The 16661-nt window shown below is 58.1% G+C and carries 12 protein-coding genes; all 12 read left to right on the plus strand.

The window, feature by feature from the left end:
• Window positions 1-6 precede the first annotated feature (6 nt).
• On the plus strand, window positions 7-1494 hold the full coding sequence (locus AB4Y89_RS18395) for an FGGY family carbohydrate kinase (RefSeq protein ID WP_442302398.1): 1488 nt from the start codon (window positions 7-9) through the stop codon (window positions 1492-1494).
• Complete coding sequence (locus AB4Y89_RS18400; protein ID WP_442302399.1) at window positions 1491-3011, plus strand: sugar ABC transporter ATP-binding protein; 1521 nt, start codon at window positions 1491-1493, stop codon at window positions 3009-3011. The genes AB4Y89_RS18395 and AB4Y89_RS18400 overlap by 4 nt, the downstream gene beginning before the upstream one ends.
• Window positions 3008-4078: an ABC transporter permease gene (locus tag AB4Y89_RS18405; protein WP_442302400.1), complete on the plus strand. Its 1071-nt coding sequence runs from the start codon at window positions 3008-3010 to the stop codon at window positions 4076-4078. Before AB4Y89_RS18400 ends, AB4Y89_RS18405 begins: the two co-directional genes overlap by 4 nt.
• The gene (locus tag AB4Y89_RS18410; protein WP_442302401.1) at window positions 4075-5004 is read left to right on the plus strand and encodes a D-ribose ABC transporter substrate-binding protein; all 930 of its coding nucleotides are present in this window, start codon (window positions 4075-4077) and stop codon (window positions 5002-5004) included. The genes AB4Y89_RS18405 and AB4Y89_RS18410 overlap by 4 nt, the downstream gene beginning before the upstream one ends.
• Window positions 5005-5026: 22 nt before the next feature.
• Entirely contained in the window at window positions 5027-6439 is a 1413-nt protein-coding gene (locus tag AB4Y89_RS18415; protein WP_442302402.1) for an L-fucose/L-arabinose isomerase family protein, read from the plus strand.
• 348 nt (window positions 6440-6787) lie between these two features.
• Window positions 6788-7711 (plus strand): sugar-binding transcriptional regulator, encoded by a 924-nt coding sequence (locus tag AB4Y89_RS18420; RefSeq protein WP_442302403.1) that lies wholly within the window; start codon window positions 6788-6790, stop codon window positions 7709-7711.
• A 296-nt stretch (window positions 7712-8007) separates the two neighbouring features.
• Window positions 8008-9288, plus strand: a complete 1281-nt coding sequence (gene fliB / locus AB4Y89_RS18425) for a flagellin lysine-N-methylase (protein WP_442302404.1) — start codon at window positions 8008-8010, stop codon at window positions 9286-9288.
• A 643-nt stretch (window positions 9289-9931) separates the two neighbouring features.
• Window positions 9932-10897, plus strand: coding sequence for a lipase family protein (locus AB4Y89_RS18430; RefSeq protein ID WP_442302405.1), 966 nt, complete (start codon window positions 9932-9934; stop codon window positions 10895-10897).
• A gap of 754 nt (window positions 10898-11651) precedes the next feature.
• The gene (locus AB4Y89_RS18435) at window positions 11652-12512 is read left to right on the plus strand and encodes an MBL fold metallo-hydrolase (RefSeq protein WP_442302406.1); all 861 of its coding nucleotides are present in this window, start codon (window positions 11652-11654) and stop codon (window positions 12510-12512) included.
• Between the two features lie 976 nt (window positions 12513-13488).
• On the plus strand, window positions 13489-14052 hold the full coding sequence (locus AB4Y89_RS18440; RefSeq protein WP_442302407.1) for a hypothetical protein: 564 nt from the start codon (window positions 13489-13491) through the stop codon (window positions 14050-14052).
• A gap of 163 nt (window positions 14053-14215) precedes the next feature.
• On the plus strand, window positions 14216-15709 hold the full coding sequence (locus AB4Y89_RS18445) for an Eco57I restriction-modification methylase domain-containing protein (protein ID WP_442302408.1): 1494 nt from the start codon (window positions 14216-14218) through the stop codon (window positions 15707-15709).
• Window positions 15706-16656: a BsuBI/PstI family type II restriction endonuclease gene (locus AB4Y89_RS18450; RefSeq protein ID WP_442302409.1), complete on the plus strand. Its 951-nt coding sequence runs from the start codon at window positions 15706-15708 to the stop codon at window positions 16654-16656. The genes AB4Y89_RS18445 and AB4Y89_RS18450 overlap by 4 nt, the downstream gene beginning before the upstream one ends.
• The last annotated feature ends 5 nt before the right edge of the window (window positions 16657-16661 follow it).

Here is a 16661-nt window from a genome sequence, read left to right on the forward strand (position 1 = left end):
CAGATCATGTCCGACCTTATCCTCGCCATCGATCAGGGAACAACGAATACCAAGGCTCTCCTCGTCGGCAACGATGGACAGCCGGTCTTTCGTGCGTCTGCACCGCTTGCGCTGCTCACACCGCAACCGGGCATGGTGGAGCAGGATCCCGAAGCACTGTGGCAGTCGGTACTCACCGTCATACGGGAGTGTATCGCCCATAGCAGCGCGGACAGGATCAAAGGCATCGCCATCTCCAACCAGCGGGAGACCGCCGTGGCCTGGTACCGCGCAGATGGCAGGCCTGCAGCGAATGCCATCAGTTGGCAGTGCCGGCGAGGCGAGGTCATCTGCAGACAGCTAGAGGCACACACGGATCTCATCCGGGAGCGCACCGGTCTGCCACTCGATCCACTAGTGTCCGCAACCAAATGGAGCTGGCTGCTCCAGCAGAACCCTGCGTTGCGGACCGAGGCCGAACAAGGCAACCTTTGCTTGGGCAATGTCGATAGCTGGCTCGTATATAAACTTACCGGCGGGAAATTGACCGGCGGCGCCGTCCACATCACCGACCACACGAATGCATCGCGTACAGCCTTGCTCGATCTGCAGACCCTGCAGTGGGATCGTGAACTGCTGGAACTATTCGCGATTCCATACGCCGCGATGCCACGGCTTGCCTGCTCCTCATCTTTGCTTGGCACGGTCTCAGCGATTCCAGAGCTTGCGGGCGTCCCCATCGTCTCCGCCATCGGAGACTCCCACGCCGCCATGGTGGGCCATGGAAGCTACACTCCCGGAACCATCAAGGCGACCTACGGAACCGGCTCGTCGTTGATGACGCTGGCACCGGGCCTGCCAGCACCGACACGGAGCCTGGCACGCACCATCGCCTGGTCGCACGGCGGCACAGCCCATTTTGCCCTTGAGGGCAACATTACGATGACCGGGTCAGCAGTGCAGTGGGTAGGAGAGTTCCTCAACCTCACCGAGCCCACCCGCGACACCGTTGCTCTGGCCGAAGGTGTAACGGATGCAGCAGGGGTCTACTTCGTTCCCGCAATGGTCGGCCTCGGAGCACCTTACTGGGACTCCGCAGTTCGCGGCACACTGGTTGGCCTTAGCCACACCAGTCGTCGGGAACACATGGCCCGCGCCGCCGTCGACGCCATCGCCTACCAGGTCGTGGATGTCTTTCATGCGATGCGCGACGCCGCCAGAATAGACCTTCCCGCTCTGCACACCGACGGAGGCGCAACCCGCAACTCTGCCCTGATGCAGTTTCAGGCGGACCTGTTGCAGGTGCCGGTCCAACGCTCCAGTTGCGAAGACCTGTCGGCGCTCGGGGCCGCGTGGCTCGGGGGACTCACACTTGGGTGGTGGCACAGCGTCTCTGATCTCGCCTCGCTTCCGCAAGAGTCGACGACATTCCTCCCCGCAACACAACTCGCCTCCCACTATGAAGGCTGGAAGCACGCTGTCCGGCAGGCCCGTCTGAAGGGAGACCTCGCATGAGCGACGTAATCCTGCAGGCAAACGGCATCCTGAAGCGCTATCCCGGAAATATCGCGCTCGACCACGTCGACTTCAGGCTCCACCGCAATGCGGTGAATGTGCTGATCGGAGAGAATGGCGCCGGCAAGTCCACGCTGATGCGCATTCTGTCCGGCGTTGAATCGTGCGACGAAGGCACCATCCTGCTGGACGGCAAGCCTATCACTCTGCGCAGCCCGCGCGATGCCGGGGCACACGGCATCAGCATCGTGCACCAGGAGCTGAGCGTAATGCCGAACCTCGACATCAGCGAGAACATCTTCGCCGGCCGCGAGCTAACCCGCGTGGCCATGGTTGATCGCAAGACCGAAGACAGCCAATCGGCCGATGCGCTCCATCGCCTGCACAAGCCGATGCCGGTCAGCGCACAGACTGCTCACCTCTCGCTCGGATGCAGACAGATCGTCGAGCTGGCCCGCACCATTGCTCATGGATCGAAGATCCTGATCCTCGACGAACCCACTTCTGCTCTTTCGATGGCAGAAGCAGAGTCGCTCTTCGAGGTCATCGAAGACCTTAAGCGCTCCGGCGTCACGATCGTTTACATCTCGCACCGCCTCCACGAGCTGCTGCACCTCGGTGACTACTTCACTGTCCTGCGCTCCGGCCGTGTCGTTGGCGAAGCTCCGCGATCCGAGGTCACACGGCAATGGATCGTGGAACGCATGTCTGGCCGCGCCGACACCACGGACCTGCAGGTCCGTCCCGCTGCCTCCACCCAGGCCGTGCTATCAGTCCACCACTTAGAGCTCGGTTCCTCCTCCGCGGGTGAAGAATCGCAGGCAGCTCTGCATGAGATCTCATTCACCCTTCACAAGGGCGAAGTCTTGGGCATCTATGGTCTTCTCGGAGCGGGCAGAACCGAACTTCTGGAGACACTCGCGGGAAACCGCACACCGCTCGAGGGTTCCGTCCAGATCGAAGGCCGCACGCTCGCACTGAACTCCGTTGGCAGTGCGGTCAAGGCAGGCATTGTGCTTGTCCCGGAAGATCGCCAGCGCGACGGTCTGATCCCCGAGCTGTCGATCCGCGAAAATGTGGCCCTCGCCGCCTCGCACGGTCCTTTGCTCTCACGCGCGCACGAGACTGAGCTGGTCCGAAAGCTGGCGAAGGACCTGAACATCGCAGCCAACGACCTCGAACTGCCGGTCACCTCGCTCTCCGGCGGCAATCAGCAGAAGGTCCTCATCGCCCGCTGCCTTATGCGTAACCCGCGGGTCCTTCTGCTCGATGAGCCGACACGCGGGGTCGATGCCGGAGCCAAGGCAGAGATCTATCGCATCCTTCGCAAGCTGGCCGCGAACGGCCTGAGCATTCTGTTCACCTCGTCCGAGATTGAAGAGACGCGAACGCTCGCCGACCGCGCCCTCGTCCTCTGCCAGGGACGCATTGCAGCCGAGTTTCAGCATCACCAGTTGACCGACGAAGCCCTCTTCGCCGCAGCCAGCCCGAACGTGACCACAGGAAGCATCGCATGACCTCTATCTCCGCCACGCTCTCATCGTCCGATCGTCTGGCCAGCAGTGGAGCCCGCATCGCACTCATCCTGCTGCGTGCCCGTGCTGTCCTCGTGCTGGTGCTTCTGCTCATCCTCTTCTCTGCCCTGGCGCCAAGCTTTCTTACGGGCGCCAACCTGTCCATCCTGACGAAGCACGTCGCCATCTCCGCAATCCTCGCCATCGGCATGACCTTCGTCATCCTCTCCGGAGGCATCGATCTCTCCGTCGGCTCTGTTGCCGGTCTGGGCGGCATGGTTGCAGGCTACATTCTCACCCAGGGCATCGCCGTCGGCAGCACTACCTATCATCCCGGCGTCTTCGTCGCCATTCTGGCAACCATTGCTCTCTGCCTGCTGGTAGGAACGTTGAATGGCTGGTTGGTCTCACGCGCCGGCGTCGCTCCCTTCATCGCCACCCTCGGCACGCTCTATATCGCCCGAGGGTCTGCGCTGTTGATGTCGAACGGCAAGACCTTTCCGAACCTCGCGGCCCACGCGCCTTCCTTCGCCTTCATCGGCCAGGGCTTCCTGTTGCACATTCCCATCCCGGTCTGGCTCATGTTCTTGTTGTTCGCTGTCGCGGCATTCATCGCGGCCAAGACACCATTTGGACGTCATGTCTATGCCATCGGCGGCAACGAACGCGCCGCCCGCCTGGCCGGCATTGTTGTGCCGCGTGTGAAGATGTATACCTTTCTCTTCTCTGCGCTCTGCGCTGGGCTGGTTGGGCTCATCATCGCCTCGCAGCTCGAGGCCGCTCACCCGGCTACAGGAGAGAGCTTCGAGCTGAATGCCATCGCCGCCGTTGTTCTGGGCGGCACGTCACTCATGGGTGGACGCGGCTCCGTCACCGGCTCGCTGATCGGCGCCTTTGTCATCGGCGTACTGGCCGACGGCCTGGTGATGCTCGGCGTCTCCGAGTTCTGGCAGATCGTCATCAAAGGCGTCGTCATCGTTCTGGCGGTCGCCATCGATCAGCTGCAGTCGCGGTTGCAGGCAAAGTTCCTGCCGCTGTTGCTGCGCTCCAACCCAGGAGCCGGAGCATGAAGCTCGCGACACTGTTCGTGGTTGGCGCCATCGCTCTTACCGGCTGTCACCGTGAAGAGCTGTCGAAGCCGCTGATCGCCATCATCGTTCCCTCGCAGGACAACCCCTACTTCAAGGCCGAGGGCGATGCAGCCGCGGCCCGCGCGCAGCAGCTTGGCTACCGAACACGTATCGATGCACACAACGATGATGCCTACCGTCAGGACAACCTGATCGATGCCGCTATTGCTAGCGGAGCCAAAGCCCTTATCCTCGATAACGCTGGATCGGAGTCCTCCATCTCCGCCGTACGCCGCGCGAAATCGGAAGGCATCGCCGTCTTCCTCATCGACCGTGAGATCCAGGTCACCGGAGTAGCCCAAGCGCAGATCATCGCCGACAACCACCAGGGCTCCCGCATCGTTGCCGAAGAGTTTGCCCGCGCCACCAAAGAAGGGGAATACGCCGAGCTACTCGGACGCGAATCCGACACTAACGCGCAGATCCGCACTAAAGGCTTTCACGAGATCCTCGACACTGCACCGCAACTGAAGCGTGTCGCTGCCCAATCGGCCAACTGGTCGCAGGCTGAAGCCTTCCAGAAGACCGAGACCATCCTGCAGGCACATGCGAAGCTCGCAGGCATCATCGCCGGCAACGACACCATGGCGCTCGGCGCTGCGGCGGCCATCAAGTCCTCCGGGCGCAAGGGAATCATCGTCACCGGCTTCGACGGCTCACCGGATGCGGCTACGGCCATTCGTTCCGGCGAACTGCAGGCCACTTCTCTGCAGCCCGCCGTCGTCATCTCCCGGCTTGCAGTCGATGAAGCCGATCGCTTCCTCAAGACAGGCTCGACCGGCAAGCCGGAAAAACAGATCATCCCCTGCGACCTCGTCACCCGCACCAACGTGGACGACTATCGCGACTTCGAAAAGATCAGGTAATAACGGAAAGGAATCACCTCTCATGCCCAGCACCTTAGGCGTCATCCTCGGTAACCGCGACTTCTTTCCCGACGCTCTCATCGCCGAGGCACGGCAGCAGCTCACTACGCTCTTCTCACAGCTCGATGTCACGCCCATCTGGCTTACCCAGGGCCAGACCAAGCTGGGCGACGTCCAGGGATGGCCCGATGCAGTGAAGTGCGGCGAGCTCTTCCGCGCACACCACTCTGAGATCGAAGGCATCCTCGTCTGCCTGCCGAACTTCGGTGACGAGAAGGCGCTCTCCGACGCTATCCGCCTCTCTGAGCTCAATGTCCCCATCCTGGTGCAGGCCTGCCCTGACGATCTGGACGCCTTCGGCCTGGAGCGCCGCCGCGACGCCTTCTGCGGTAAGATCTCCGCCTGTAACAACCTGCGTCAGTACGGTTACAAGTACACCCTTACTCGCGATCACACCGTCGCCATCAACAGCGACCGGTTCCGCGAAGACCTCACCCACTTCCTCGCAACCTGCCGCGTCGTGCGCGGTCTCCGCCGCGTCCGCCTGGGAGCCGTCGGAGCTCGCCCCAACGCCTTCAATACCACCCGCTTCAGCGAGAAGCTCTTTGAGGCTGCCGGCATCTCCGTCAATACCATTGACCTCTCAGAGGTCTTCGGCTCCACACAGCGCATTGCCGATGCCGACACTCGCGTGAAGCAGCGCATCGAGCAGATTCGCAGCTACGCCGATGCATCCAACGCTCCCAATGAGAGCCTGGTGAAGATGGCGAAGTTCGCCCTGGTCGTCGATGACTGGATGCAGGAGCTTGGCCTGACCGCGACCGCCATTCAATGCTGGTCGTCGATGCAGAAGAACTTCGGCGTCAACGTCTGCACCATCATGTCGATGATGAGCGAGCAGATGCTACCCTCGGCCTGCGAGGTCGATATCGCCGGTGTGGTCAGCATGTATGCCCTGCAACTCGCCAGCAAGAAGCCTTCGGCGCTGGTCGACTGGAACAACAACTACGGCAACGATCCGGACAAATGCGTCCTATTCCACTGCGGCAACTGGGCGAAGGATTTTCTCCCCGACATCCGCATCGGCACCGCTCCCATCCTCGGAACTGTCCTTGGAGAGCAGAACACCGTCGGAGCTCTCGAAGGCCGCACGCCTGCCGGCCCCCTCACCTTTGGCCGCGTCAGTACCGATGATCTCCAAGGCAAGATTCGCGCTTATGTTGGCAATGGCCTGTTTACGGATGATCCATTGAATACCTTTGGGACCCGCGCCGTGGCGCATGTGCCGAAGCTGCAGAAGCTGATGCATGTGATCTGCAAGAACGGGTTTGAGCATCATGCTGCGATGAATGGAAGCCACTGTGCCGAGCCGGTAGCAGAGGCTCTGGGGACCTATATGGGATGGGATGTTTATCACCATCACGCCGAGGCTTGATCTTTCTAGACACATCACAACACTCGGCCCGCTTACCAGAGCGGGCCTTTTCTTTTCTCTATTTCCCTGTCGGGGTGCCCCACCCTCGCAACGCTAGGGTGGGAAAGGTGGCACAGATTAAATATCCAAAACGTCCCCGACGAACGTACTCGTTGGAGTAATCAGCGATGAGTGAGATGTTCGAGTATCGAAGCTTGTCGAAATTCTTGGGCATCTCAACCCACCCTAGCGTTGCGAGGGTGGGGCACCCGGGCGAGGGAAACCATGGAAGACAAAGCTTCGACCAACCTCACGTGTAATATTATGCAGACATAAATTTATATGCCACGCATCAATGAAACCCGACTGATGGTTAAAATCGCCCGCCTCTATTATGTACACGAGGTGCGGCAGCAGGACATCACTGAAATGCTCGGCATCCATCAGTCCACCGTCTCCCGTCTTCTGAAAAAGGCACGCGAGGCGAACGTGGTCCGCGTCATCGTCGATGTTCCCGGCGGCGTGTACGCCGAGATGGAAGAGCAGCTGGAACGCCGCTTCGGCCTGCGCGAGGTCGTCATCGTCGACTGCCCGGATGACGAGTTCCATATGATTCAGGAGCTTGGCGCCGCTGCCGCTTTCCTGCTCGAATCTACCCTGCGCCCCAAGGAAAACATCGGCATCTCCTCCTGGAGCCGCCACCTGCTCGCCATGGTCGATCAGCTCCACCCGACCAATCGCGCCGAGGGTGGACGCGTGATCCAAATGCTCGGCGGCGTCGGAACGCCCGACATCCAGTCACGCGCTACCCAGCTCGTAAATCAGTTCTCTCGTCTGATCGGTGCGACTCCCGTTCTGCTGCAGGCTCCAGGTGTGACTGGCAGCTCCAAAACACGGGACCTGCTGCTGCAGGAGCCGTACGTACGAGAGACCATCGAGACCTTCCCAACGCTCGATCTCGCACTGGTCGGCATCGGCGCCCTCAAGCCATCGGCCCTGCTCGAAAGCAGCGGCAACAGCTTCACCATGGCAGAGCTTGAGTCGCTGCAGAAGAAAGGCGCTGTCGGAGACATCTGCCTGCAGTTCTTCAATGAACAGGGAGAGTTGATCCGCTCTCCGTTGCTCAACCGCGTCATCGGCATCGAGATGCCGATGCTCAAGAGTGTCAGCAAGATCATCGGCATCGCCGGCGGGCCTGCCAAGTTCACCGCCATCAAAGCGGCGATCAAAGGCAAGCTGATCAACGTCCTGATCACCGATCAGAAGACGGCCCAGAAGCTGTTGAAGAGCTAGCGCCCAACCCATGCACTGGGTGCCCCAGGTTCGGGGTCCCCGACGAACGTGTTCGTTGGGGTGATGTCCCTAAAGGGACCTGGGTATTCGCGCCTGCGCGAACCGTCTTTCGTTTGTCATTCACCGGGTGCCCCGCCCTCGCAACGCTAGGGTGGGTAAGGAGGCCACAGCCTTTGAGAGAAGCAGATCCCTTCGGGATGACAAACAAAAATGGTTCGAGCGGCGCACCCCCCGAGATTAGAGACCTCTGATCCACTCACCCCATCGACGGCCCAAAAATTGCACTCCCTCACCCCGTGAGCCGCGCTATCCCACGTCAACGTCAACCTCTACCGTCTCAGCCTCTCTACGGACAGGCCTTCCAATGCATCAGCGGGGCCTGCGATGACACCTGCTGCAACGGATTCTCTGTCCCCGTCGACAAACAGACCTATGAGTTCTACCGTTTGCTGCCTGTCAGCGAGATCCGGTCCGCCGTCGATACCCATGTCCGTAAGGTTCCAGGCTCTCCCAGCGATAACCTCTACGCCAGCATCGAGATGACCGCCGACAAGAAGTGCCCCTTCTTCACGGCACAGCGTCTCTGCGGCATCCACAAGGAGCATGGCCACGACTACCTGTCGGCCGCATGCTCCACCTATCCCCGCGCCCTCAATCAGGTGGAAGGACAGCTCGAAGTCTCCCTGTATCTCTCCTGCCCCGAGGCAGCGCGCATGGTGCTCTTGGATCCAGGATTTGCGAACCGCCACACCGATGGCCCGGCCGTTCCCTACCGCACCGACCAGTTCTCCAAGCTCGCCCAGAACGGACCCGACTCGCCTCACAAACCCTTCGGCTATTTCACCGAGGTCCGGTTATGCATGGGCGACCTGCTTACCGATCGCAGCCGTCCCCTCTGGCAGCGGATCTTCCTCCTGGGCATGATGTGTAAGCAGCTCGATGAGGTGACTTCGCTTGAGGGCGAAGCGAAGGTGGCGGAGATCATCCAAAGCTACCAGCAGATCGTCGACGAGGGAACTCTCCGGACGGAGCTCAACCATCTGCCCGCAAACCCCGCCGCGCAACTGGATCTCGTTCTCCGCGTCGCTGACCTTGCCAACCGCTCCGGCGTGAACTCAAAGCGATTCAACGAATCCTTCCAGGACTTCCTCGCCGGCATCGGTTACGCACCGGAATCAACGGCCGCCCAGGACCTGGAACGCTACCAGCACGCCGACAATGCCTACTGCCAACCGTTCCTCGACCAGCATCCGCACATTCTCGAGAACTACCTGCTGAACTACATCTTCAGAACGCTGTTCCCTTTCGGCCGCGAAGCCAGCGCCCATTCCACGCCAAAGACAATCTTTCAGGAATACACCCTGCTGATCGGCCAGTACGTCCTGGTCCATGGCCTGCTGATCGGCATCTCCGGCAGCCGCCAATCTGAGTTCGATGAGAAAGCAGTTGTGAAAACCGTCCAGTCCTTCTCCAAGACGGTCGAACACAGCCCCGGCTACCTGCAACAACTGCTCGCCCTGCTGGAAGACCGCAACCTGGCAGACATGAAGAGCATCGCGGAGATCCTCCCCCGCTAAGTAACCCATACACCGGGTGCCCCGGGTCCCTAAAGGGACCTGGGTATTCGCGCGTCCGCGCGAATGTTTTGCTTAAGGGCACGGCTTCCAGCCGTGCCGCATCAAGTCATTCAAATAAAGTGGCTTTAGCCACTGGGGTACGATTCGCGCTATGCGCGATGGGTGGGAGCCGTGGGCTTTTAGCCCACGGTCTATTAGCTCTAAAGAAAATTGGGCTTCAGCCCTGGGCTTTTTGTGTCGGTCTCAGAGAGAGCCCAGGGCTGAAAGCCCATCAATCATTTGAGACCTTCAATCAGCGGACTAAAGTCCGCTGCTCCCACCCGCAACCACCCCAAACCGTCTTTTGCTTGTCATCCTGAGCTACGCGAAGGACCTGCTTCTCCACCGTCACCAACCATCTTTCCTACAAAACTTTCATCAACCCGATCTTGACACCACCCCAGGAAAAGGCCGAAGCTGTCGGATGCACCTCCTTAGCCACATCCGCGTGTATGGCTACGGAGCTCCGAGATCCAGCGGAGCAACTACATCTGGACGCTCTTGAAGTACCTCATCTGCCCCCCTTTTACTTACGAACTTCTTCGCTTAGGTCTCGGCTGAATTCAGGAACTCCACGTCCCATTCAACGAGAGGAACCTTTGCAATGACATCTGAAAAACAGCAGGCTTCTATTTCCAGTCTCCCTCAAGGCTCGCAACTTGCGTGGAGCCTTTGTGACTGGATCGACCATGTATCTTCCAACCCCAATCCACCATCGCCCTGGACAGTCGTATGGCAGCCGAGCTCGATCGGCGAGGATTATTCGGCTGTCATCCAGAACACGACAACGAACCAATATGCCCTGGTCATTCAGGGGACCCATGGTGCTCCCGATGAACTGGAGGACTTTTGCTGCGAGTTCTGGGCCGGCTTCGAGCCGGTCAGCGGAGCCAAGGTAGCCATTGGCGCCCAGGCAGCGCTCTTCGGCGCCCTGATGCAGATGAACGCCAAACTTACCCAGGGTGGTACAGACCTTGCTTCCTACCTGCAGTCGATCTCCGGATCATTTAACGCGACAACTCCTTTGCTCATCACCGGCCACAGTCTTGGTGGGACGGTTGCCTATCTGGCGGCATGCTGGATTGCCTTCCAGTTCCTGAACAATCAGCAACCAATCACAACCCTTCCTTCCAGTATTCAGTCCTTCACGTTTGCGCCGTTCGCAGCCGGCAACCAGGCACTGGCGGACGTTCTGAATGCGTCATCCAACTATGTGCCCTGCTTCAATCTGAACGACGCCATTCCACATGTCTGGGCAACGGACACGAACGTCAACCCAACCCTTAATATGACGAACTTCTTTTTACTTTTCCCCTCACCCGGGCCTAATCCCATGCCCAACAACAGCCTGCAAGCTGCGCTTCAAAACAAAGTAACCCTGATGCAGAACAACCAGGTCAGCTATGTGCAGACGACCGGCCTGTACAGCTACGTATTCACCTATCCGACAGATTGGAATACCTGGGATGGGGAGCTTATTCGGCAGCACAACTACGCTTACTCCGAGACCTTCGCATCAACCGGCAATGCCGAGACGGCACCGACAGGAGCGCGGGAAGTAGCAGCTTAATGAATCTTGCTGAGATGACGAATTCTCCGTAAGACTGGAATAGCCATGTCCGGGGTCCCCAGCGAACTTGTTCGTTGGGGTGGTGTCCCCATAGGGACATGGCTATTCGGGGTCCCCGACCAGCTTCGCTGGTTGGGGTGAACTATTCGCGCTCCGCGCGATCGTAATGCTCGGCCAACTCCGCTGGCTGGGGTGGTTAAGGGGGACGGCTTTCATAGCCCGCTGAATAAGCGCTGAAGGCGCGCTCTATACCAGCCTGGGGCAACGCCCCAGGTCTCGGATAGTTAAGAGGGGTCTGAGGGCTGAAGGCCCGATCTATAATCCTCATGCCTAATGGCTGAAGAAACCCATCTGGGAAAGGAAAGCCCAACTTCTTTGACCGTAAAGCGAAGACTAAAGTCCACCGCTCCTACCCGTTCCCGCATTAGCACTAACCTGCCTTCGCTGCAGAGTTATAGAGCGGGCCTTCAGCCCTTTAACATCGTGTGGGCACTGAGACCTGGGGCGTTGCCCCAGGCTGGTATAGAGCGCGCCTTCAGCGCTTATAGTGCCCGCCCGAAAGCATTGGGGGATGGGCATCCGTGCGCTCAGAAAACGAATAGTCTGGAGCCCGTTGGTCCATTAAGGCTGGCCGCGGAGCGCGCGGCGTGTTTAGATAGGCCTTCAGACACTTCCGCATCCAACTTACTTGATCTGAGAAAGCAGGGCCCACACCATGTTGACTCGCGTGTTGTACCGGACAATCTTGGCTTCCATGGCGGTTCTGATTCTTGGTGCGGCGGTTTGCCGCGCGGAGAACCGGGTGACGATTCTTACAGATGCATTCGGCCGCAAGCCGGAGTTGCAACTGGACTGGGGCTATGCGGCTCTGATCGAGTACAACGGCAAGCGCATTCTGTTCGACACAGGAGACAGCGCGGCGATTCTGCAGGCGAATGTGAAGCGCATGCATGTGGACCTGTCGCATCTGGACATGGTGGTGATCTCGCACTCGCACGGCGATCACACGTCGGGGTTGCGGTATGTGCTGGGCCTGAATCCTGACGTTGCGTTGTTCGTTCCCGATGATGTCGTGTTTCGCGGGCACGAGGTTCCGCAGCAGTTTCTTGCGGCACATCCCGAGCCTACGCTCGAAAAGGACCATCGTTACTTCAACGGCAATCCGCCGGCGCATATTCCCGACTGGAAGGGATACAGCGATACGAAGATGACGGTAGTCAAAGAGACGATGACGGTGATGCCGGGCGTGCGGCTGGTGACGCTGGTCTCGGACAAGCCGGCGTTCAAGGGACTGGTGGAGGTATCGATGGTGCTGGATACGCCAAAAGGCCCTGTGGTGATTGCAGGATGCTCGCATCCGGGCATCGAGAGGATCATTGCGACAGCAACGGCAGGCGCCGCGAAGCCGGATGTGTACATGCTGTTCGGTGGACTCCACCTGGTGCAGGATACAGACGAGCAGATCAACGGTACGCTCGATGTGTTGGAGAAGACGAACAAGTTGCAACGTATCGCCGTGGGCCACTGCACGGGGGAGAGGGCGTTCTATCTGATTCAGCAGCGGTGGAAGAAGAATGATGTGTATGCGGGGCTGGGGGAGACGGTCGCGTTCTGAACCGCGTTCGCTAGGGTGATTTATCCCGCTACGCGCGAACCGTTTTTATGTTTGTCATCCTGAGCCGCAGACGAAGGACCCGCTTTTGTTTGTCATTTCGTAGCGCCGGGTCCCCGACCAGCTTGCTGGTGGGGGTGGTCGACCAAAGGGGAGTGGAGAAATCCGCTTCTTTACCAAATCATCTTTCCCTGTCATCCTGAGCACCGCGAAGGACCTGCTTTGTCCATCATTTCGTAGCCCCTCTCCATCCGTGATAGAAAAATCCCGGACAAAAAAACCCATGCTGCCGCTTCTCCCACTCCTCGCCTCCGCAGCTCCCACCTGGAGCATTTTCCCTGCGCTGGGTATCCCGGAAGAGGCGTGCAGCGGCGTTTTCATTGCGGAAAACGCGCATAGACGCGGAGGCCCTACTCTACACCTACAGGGAAAATGCTCTCTGGTTCGTACGCAGCAAACCCGACTTCTCCTGCTGGAGAATCCTGGTCAGCCGCTGCATCGACAACTATCTCCAACCTCCAACCGAATCCCCCATCGCCGCACCCGGTTTAGAAGCAGACCCATACTTCAGCCCCGACGGCCGCACCCTCTACTTCATCTCCTCACGCAGTACCGGAGCTCTCACCAGCGCAGGCCTGGAGCATTTTCCCTGTAGGTGTAGAGTAGGGCTTCCACATCTATGGGCGTTTTCCGCAATGAAAACGCTGCCGCACTCCTCTTCCGGGATACCCAGCAACAGGGAAAATGCTCTCGACATCTGGATCGCCACCCGCTCAACCTCTGGCACATGGCAAACGCCAACCAAGCTACCCGAACCAGTGAACTCCAACGAAGCGGAGTGGTTCCCCCGCCCCGCCTCCGACGGCTGGCTCGGGAGCAATTCTCCTAAAGGTGTAGAGCGAAGTGCTGGCTGTTTGCGCCGTTTTCCGCAAAGAAAACGGCATTCGCAGAGTTATCCAACACCACAGTATTAGGAGAATTGCTCTACTTCGGCTCCGGCCGCCCTGGAGGATTCGGCAAAGACGACATCTACCGCGCCCGCCAGACACCCAACGGAACCTGGCTCGAGCATTTTCCCTGTCGGTGTAGTCCAGGGCATCCGCATCTATGGGCGTTTTCCGCAATGAAAACGCCACTGCACGCCCCTTTCGGGATACCCAGCAACAGGGAAAATGCTCTAGAAAACGCCGGCCCCGGCCTCAACACCGCCGACGCCGAGTACGAGTTCCTCCCCCCCAACGGACAATGGGGACTACGGGCAATCGACAAAGGCATCTACCGCGTGGAGCACACCGCAAAAGGCTGGCAACGAACCGGCCTGCTCAGCAAAGAGATCAACGCCACCGGCACCGAGATCGGAGCCATGTTCATAGGCAGGGACGGCAGCTTCATCTTCTCCCGCGACACTGGCAAAGAAAAATCAGGCGAGTTCTTTCTCTCCACCCCGAACGAAATCAAAGCGCCAGGCAAGCCACCCAGGCTAACCAAAAACTGCACCGCAACCCTAACTCATCACAACCAGATACTGGGTGCCCCTCGATAAGGAAGAAGACTCTGTCAAGGGGTAAGAGGGCGCACATCATTATTCAATGCGAGAGCACCATTGCCCACCTCATGAGTCCATGCCAGAATAGAATAGTAGGCGAAGAAGAGACGAACAAATCCACATTCCTGTGGAGCGCTAGATTCTTCATAGGGGGTTGGCTTTGGGACATCAGACGGTCGAATTATCTGACTCGCTACGCCAGACGATTTCACCCCAAATCACCCAGGCCCACAAATCCAAGTTCGGCCAATTCATGACGCCCGCTAAGGTCGCGACGTTTATGGCGGCCATGTTCCCAAGTTCGACAATCACCCATTGCTCGCTCTTGGATGCTGGCGCTGGGATGGGGGCGCTCACATCAGCGTTTCTCGACCGCTGGACCAAGGGCGGATTCCGATTTTCTAGCGTCGATGCAACTGTATATGAGATAGACGGGCGGCTCCGTTCTCATTTGAAACATGTTCTATCAACCTATCAGGGACTACATCACGAGGCCCTTCGCATCACAGTCTCCGACCAGGATTTCATTGATCAATCGGTCACGAATGGGTTGCTCGGTCTCGGAACTCGCTTCACTCACGCGATCCTCAATCCTCCCTACAAGAAGATCAGCAGTAGTTCGGACCACCGATCGACTATGCGGCGGCTCGGGATCGAAGCGGTCAACTTGTATACGGCGTTCGTTTCACTCTCTTTGGAACTGATGCGACCGGGTGGTCATATCGTAGCGATCATTCCGAGAAGCTTCTGTAATGGTCCTTATTACAAACCGTTTCGGGATCAGATCCTCGAACAAGCTGCTATTAGGCAAATACATCTCTTCGCATCGCGCAACAAGGCTTTCAAGGATGATGATGTTCTTCAGGAGAACGTCATCATTCATTTGGAACGCCGCGGCCAACAAGGCGACGTAAGGATTACAACATCTACGGATGATTCATTTTCCGACCTGGTGGAGCACAGTTATCCGTTCGAGCGGATCGTTTTTCCTAACGATCCCGAACGGTTTATTCATGTACCTACTTCGCCAGAAATGGGGATATTGGAAGGCTCTCCTCAAATTTGCCATTCGCTCGGTGCCATAGGTGTCAGCTTATCGACTGGTCCGGTCGTCGATTTCCGGCTCAAACAATATATCCTCCCCGAGCCTACAAATGGTTCCGCCCCCCTCCTATACGCTGCTCACTTTGTTGGGCAAGACACCATTTGGCCCAGCGATGCAGCCAAGCGTGGGAATGCGATTCTTCGAAATAAGGAGACGGAACGATGGCTATACCCCAATGGCTATTACACAGTTGTTAGGCGCTTCTCCTCAAAAGAAGAGAAGCGCCGCCTTGTGGCAGGCATCGTTCACCCCGATGCCTTCCCGAACGCTGATAAGGTGGGCTTCGAAAATCATCTGAACGTTTTTCATGACAACAAATCTGGTTTGCCGATTGATCTGGCCTATGGCCTTGCCGCGTTTATTAATAGCACGGCTGCAGATGATCATTTCCGGCGTTTCAACGGCCATACGCAAGTAAACGCTACTGACCTGCGGCTAATGCGCTATCCATCGCGGGAAGCCCTAATATCTTTTGGCAAGTGGGCACGATCTAAAGGAACTCTTACACAAGATATGATCGACCGGCAGCTTAATACACTAATCGTATGACCCGTAAAGAACTCTTGAAAGCCGCTCGTGACATTCTCATCTCGCTGGGCCTGCCCCACGCCCAACAAAACGAACGGTCTGCCTTAACTCTGCTCGCTCTTCTAGATTTAAAGCCTGGGACATCTTGGAAGGACGCGAAGAATCCCATGATCGGAATCACGCCGATCATGGATTGGATCGCGAAACATTACAAGAAGGTTTACGCTCCGAACACCCGGGAGACCGTGCGCCGCCAGTCGATCCATCAGTTTCTGGATGCCGGAATTATCCTTCACAATCCTGACGATCCAAAACGCCCACCCAACAGCAAAGACAACGTTTATCAGATTGCCGCTCACACACTCGCTCTAGTACGAACCTTCGGAACACCGGAGTGGCACGGGATGCTAACAGAATTCTTGGCGGAACGACAGACCCTCATCGAAAAGTACGCCCATGAGCGCAATCAGCATCGTGTACCTGTCACGTTGGCGGACGGCAAGACACTAAGCCTTGTACCTGGCGATCACAGCGAACTCATCAAGGCCATTATCGAAGATTTTGCTGAACGGTACGTCCCCGGCGGCCAACTCATCTACATTGGAGATACTGGCGACAAGTGGGGCTATTTTGATGCCGTTCTCCTTTCTTCGTTAGGGATTACAGTTGATATGCACGGCAAGATGCCTGACGTTGTCCTGTACGCCCCTGATCGCAATTGGCTTCTTTTGATCGAGTCAGTCACAAGCCATGGCCCCGTCAATGGGAAGCGACATGCAGAACTCGCAAGACTCTTTGTGGATTCAAAAGCGGGGTTGGTCTATGTCACAGCTTTCCCGACACGGGCTTTAATGAGCAAATATTTAGGAGAGATCGCTTGGGAAACGGAAGTCTGGGTTGCTGACGCTCCATCGCATCTCATCCATTTCAATGGAGAACGTTTTTTGGGGCCATACGAACCAAGCTAAGGCAC

Origin of the sequence: Terriglobus sp. 2YAB30_2 (assembly GCF_052114765.1) — a bacterium.
Classification (GTDB): domain Bacteria; phylum Acidobacteriota; class Terriglobia; order Terriglobales; family Acidobacteriaceae; genus Terriglobus.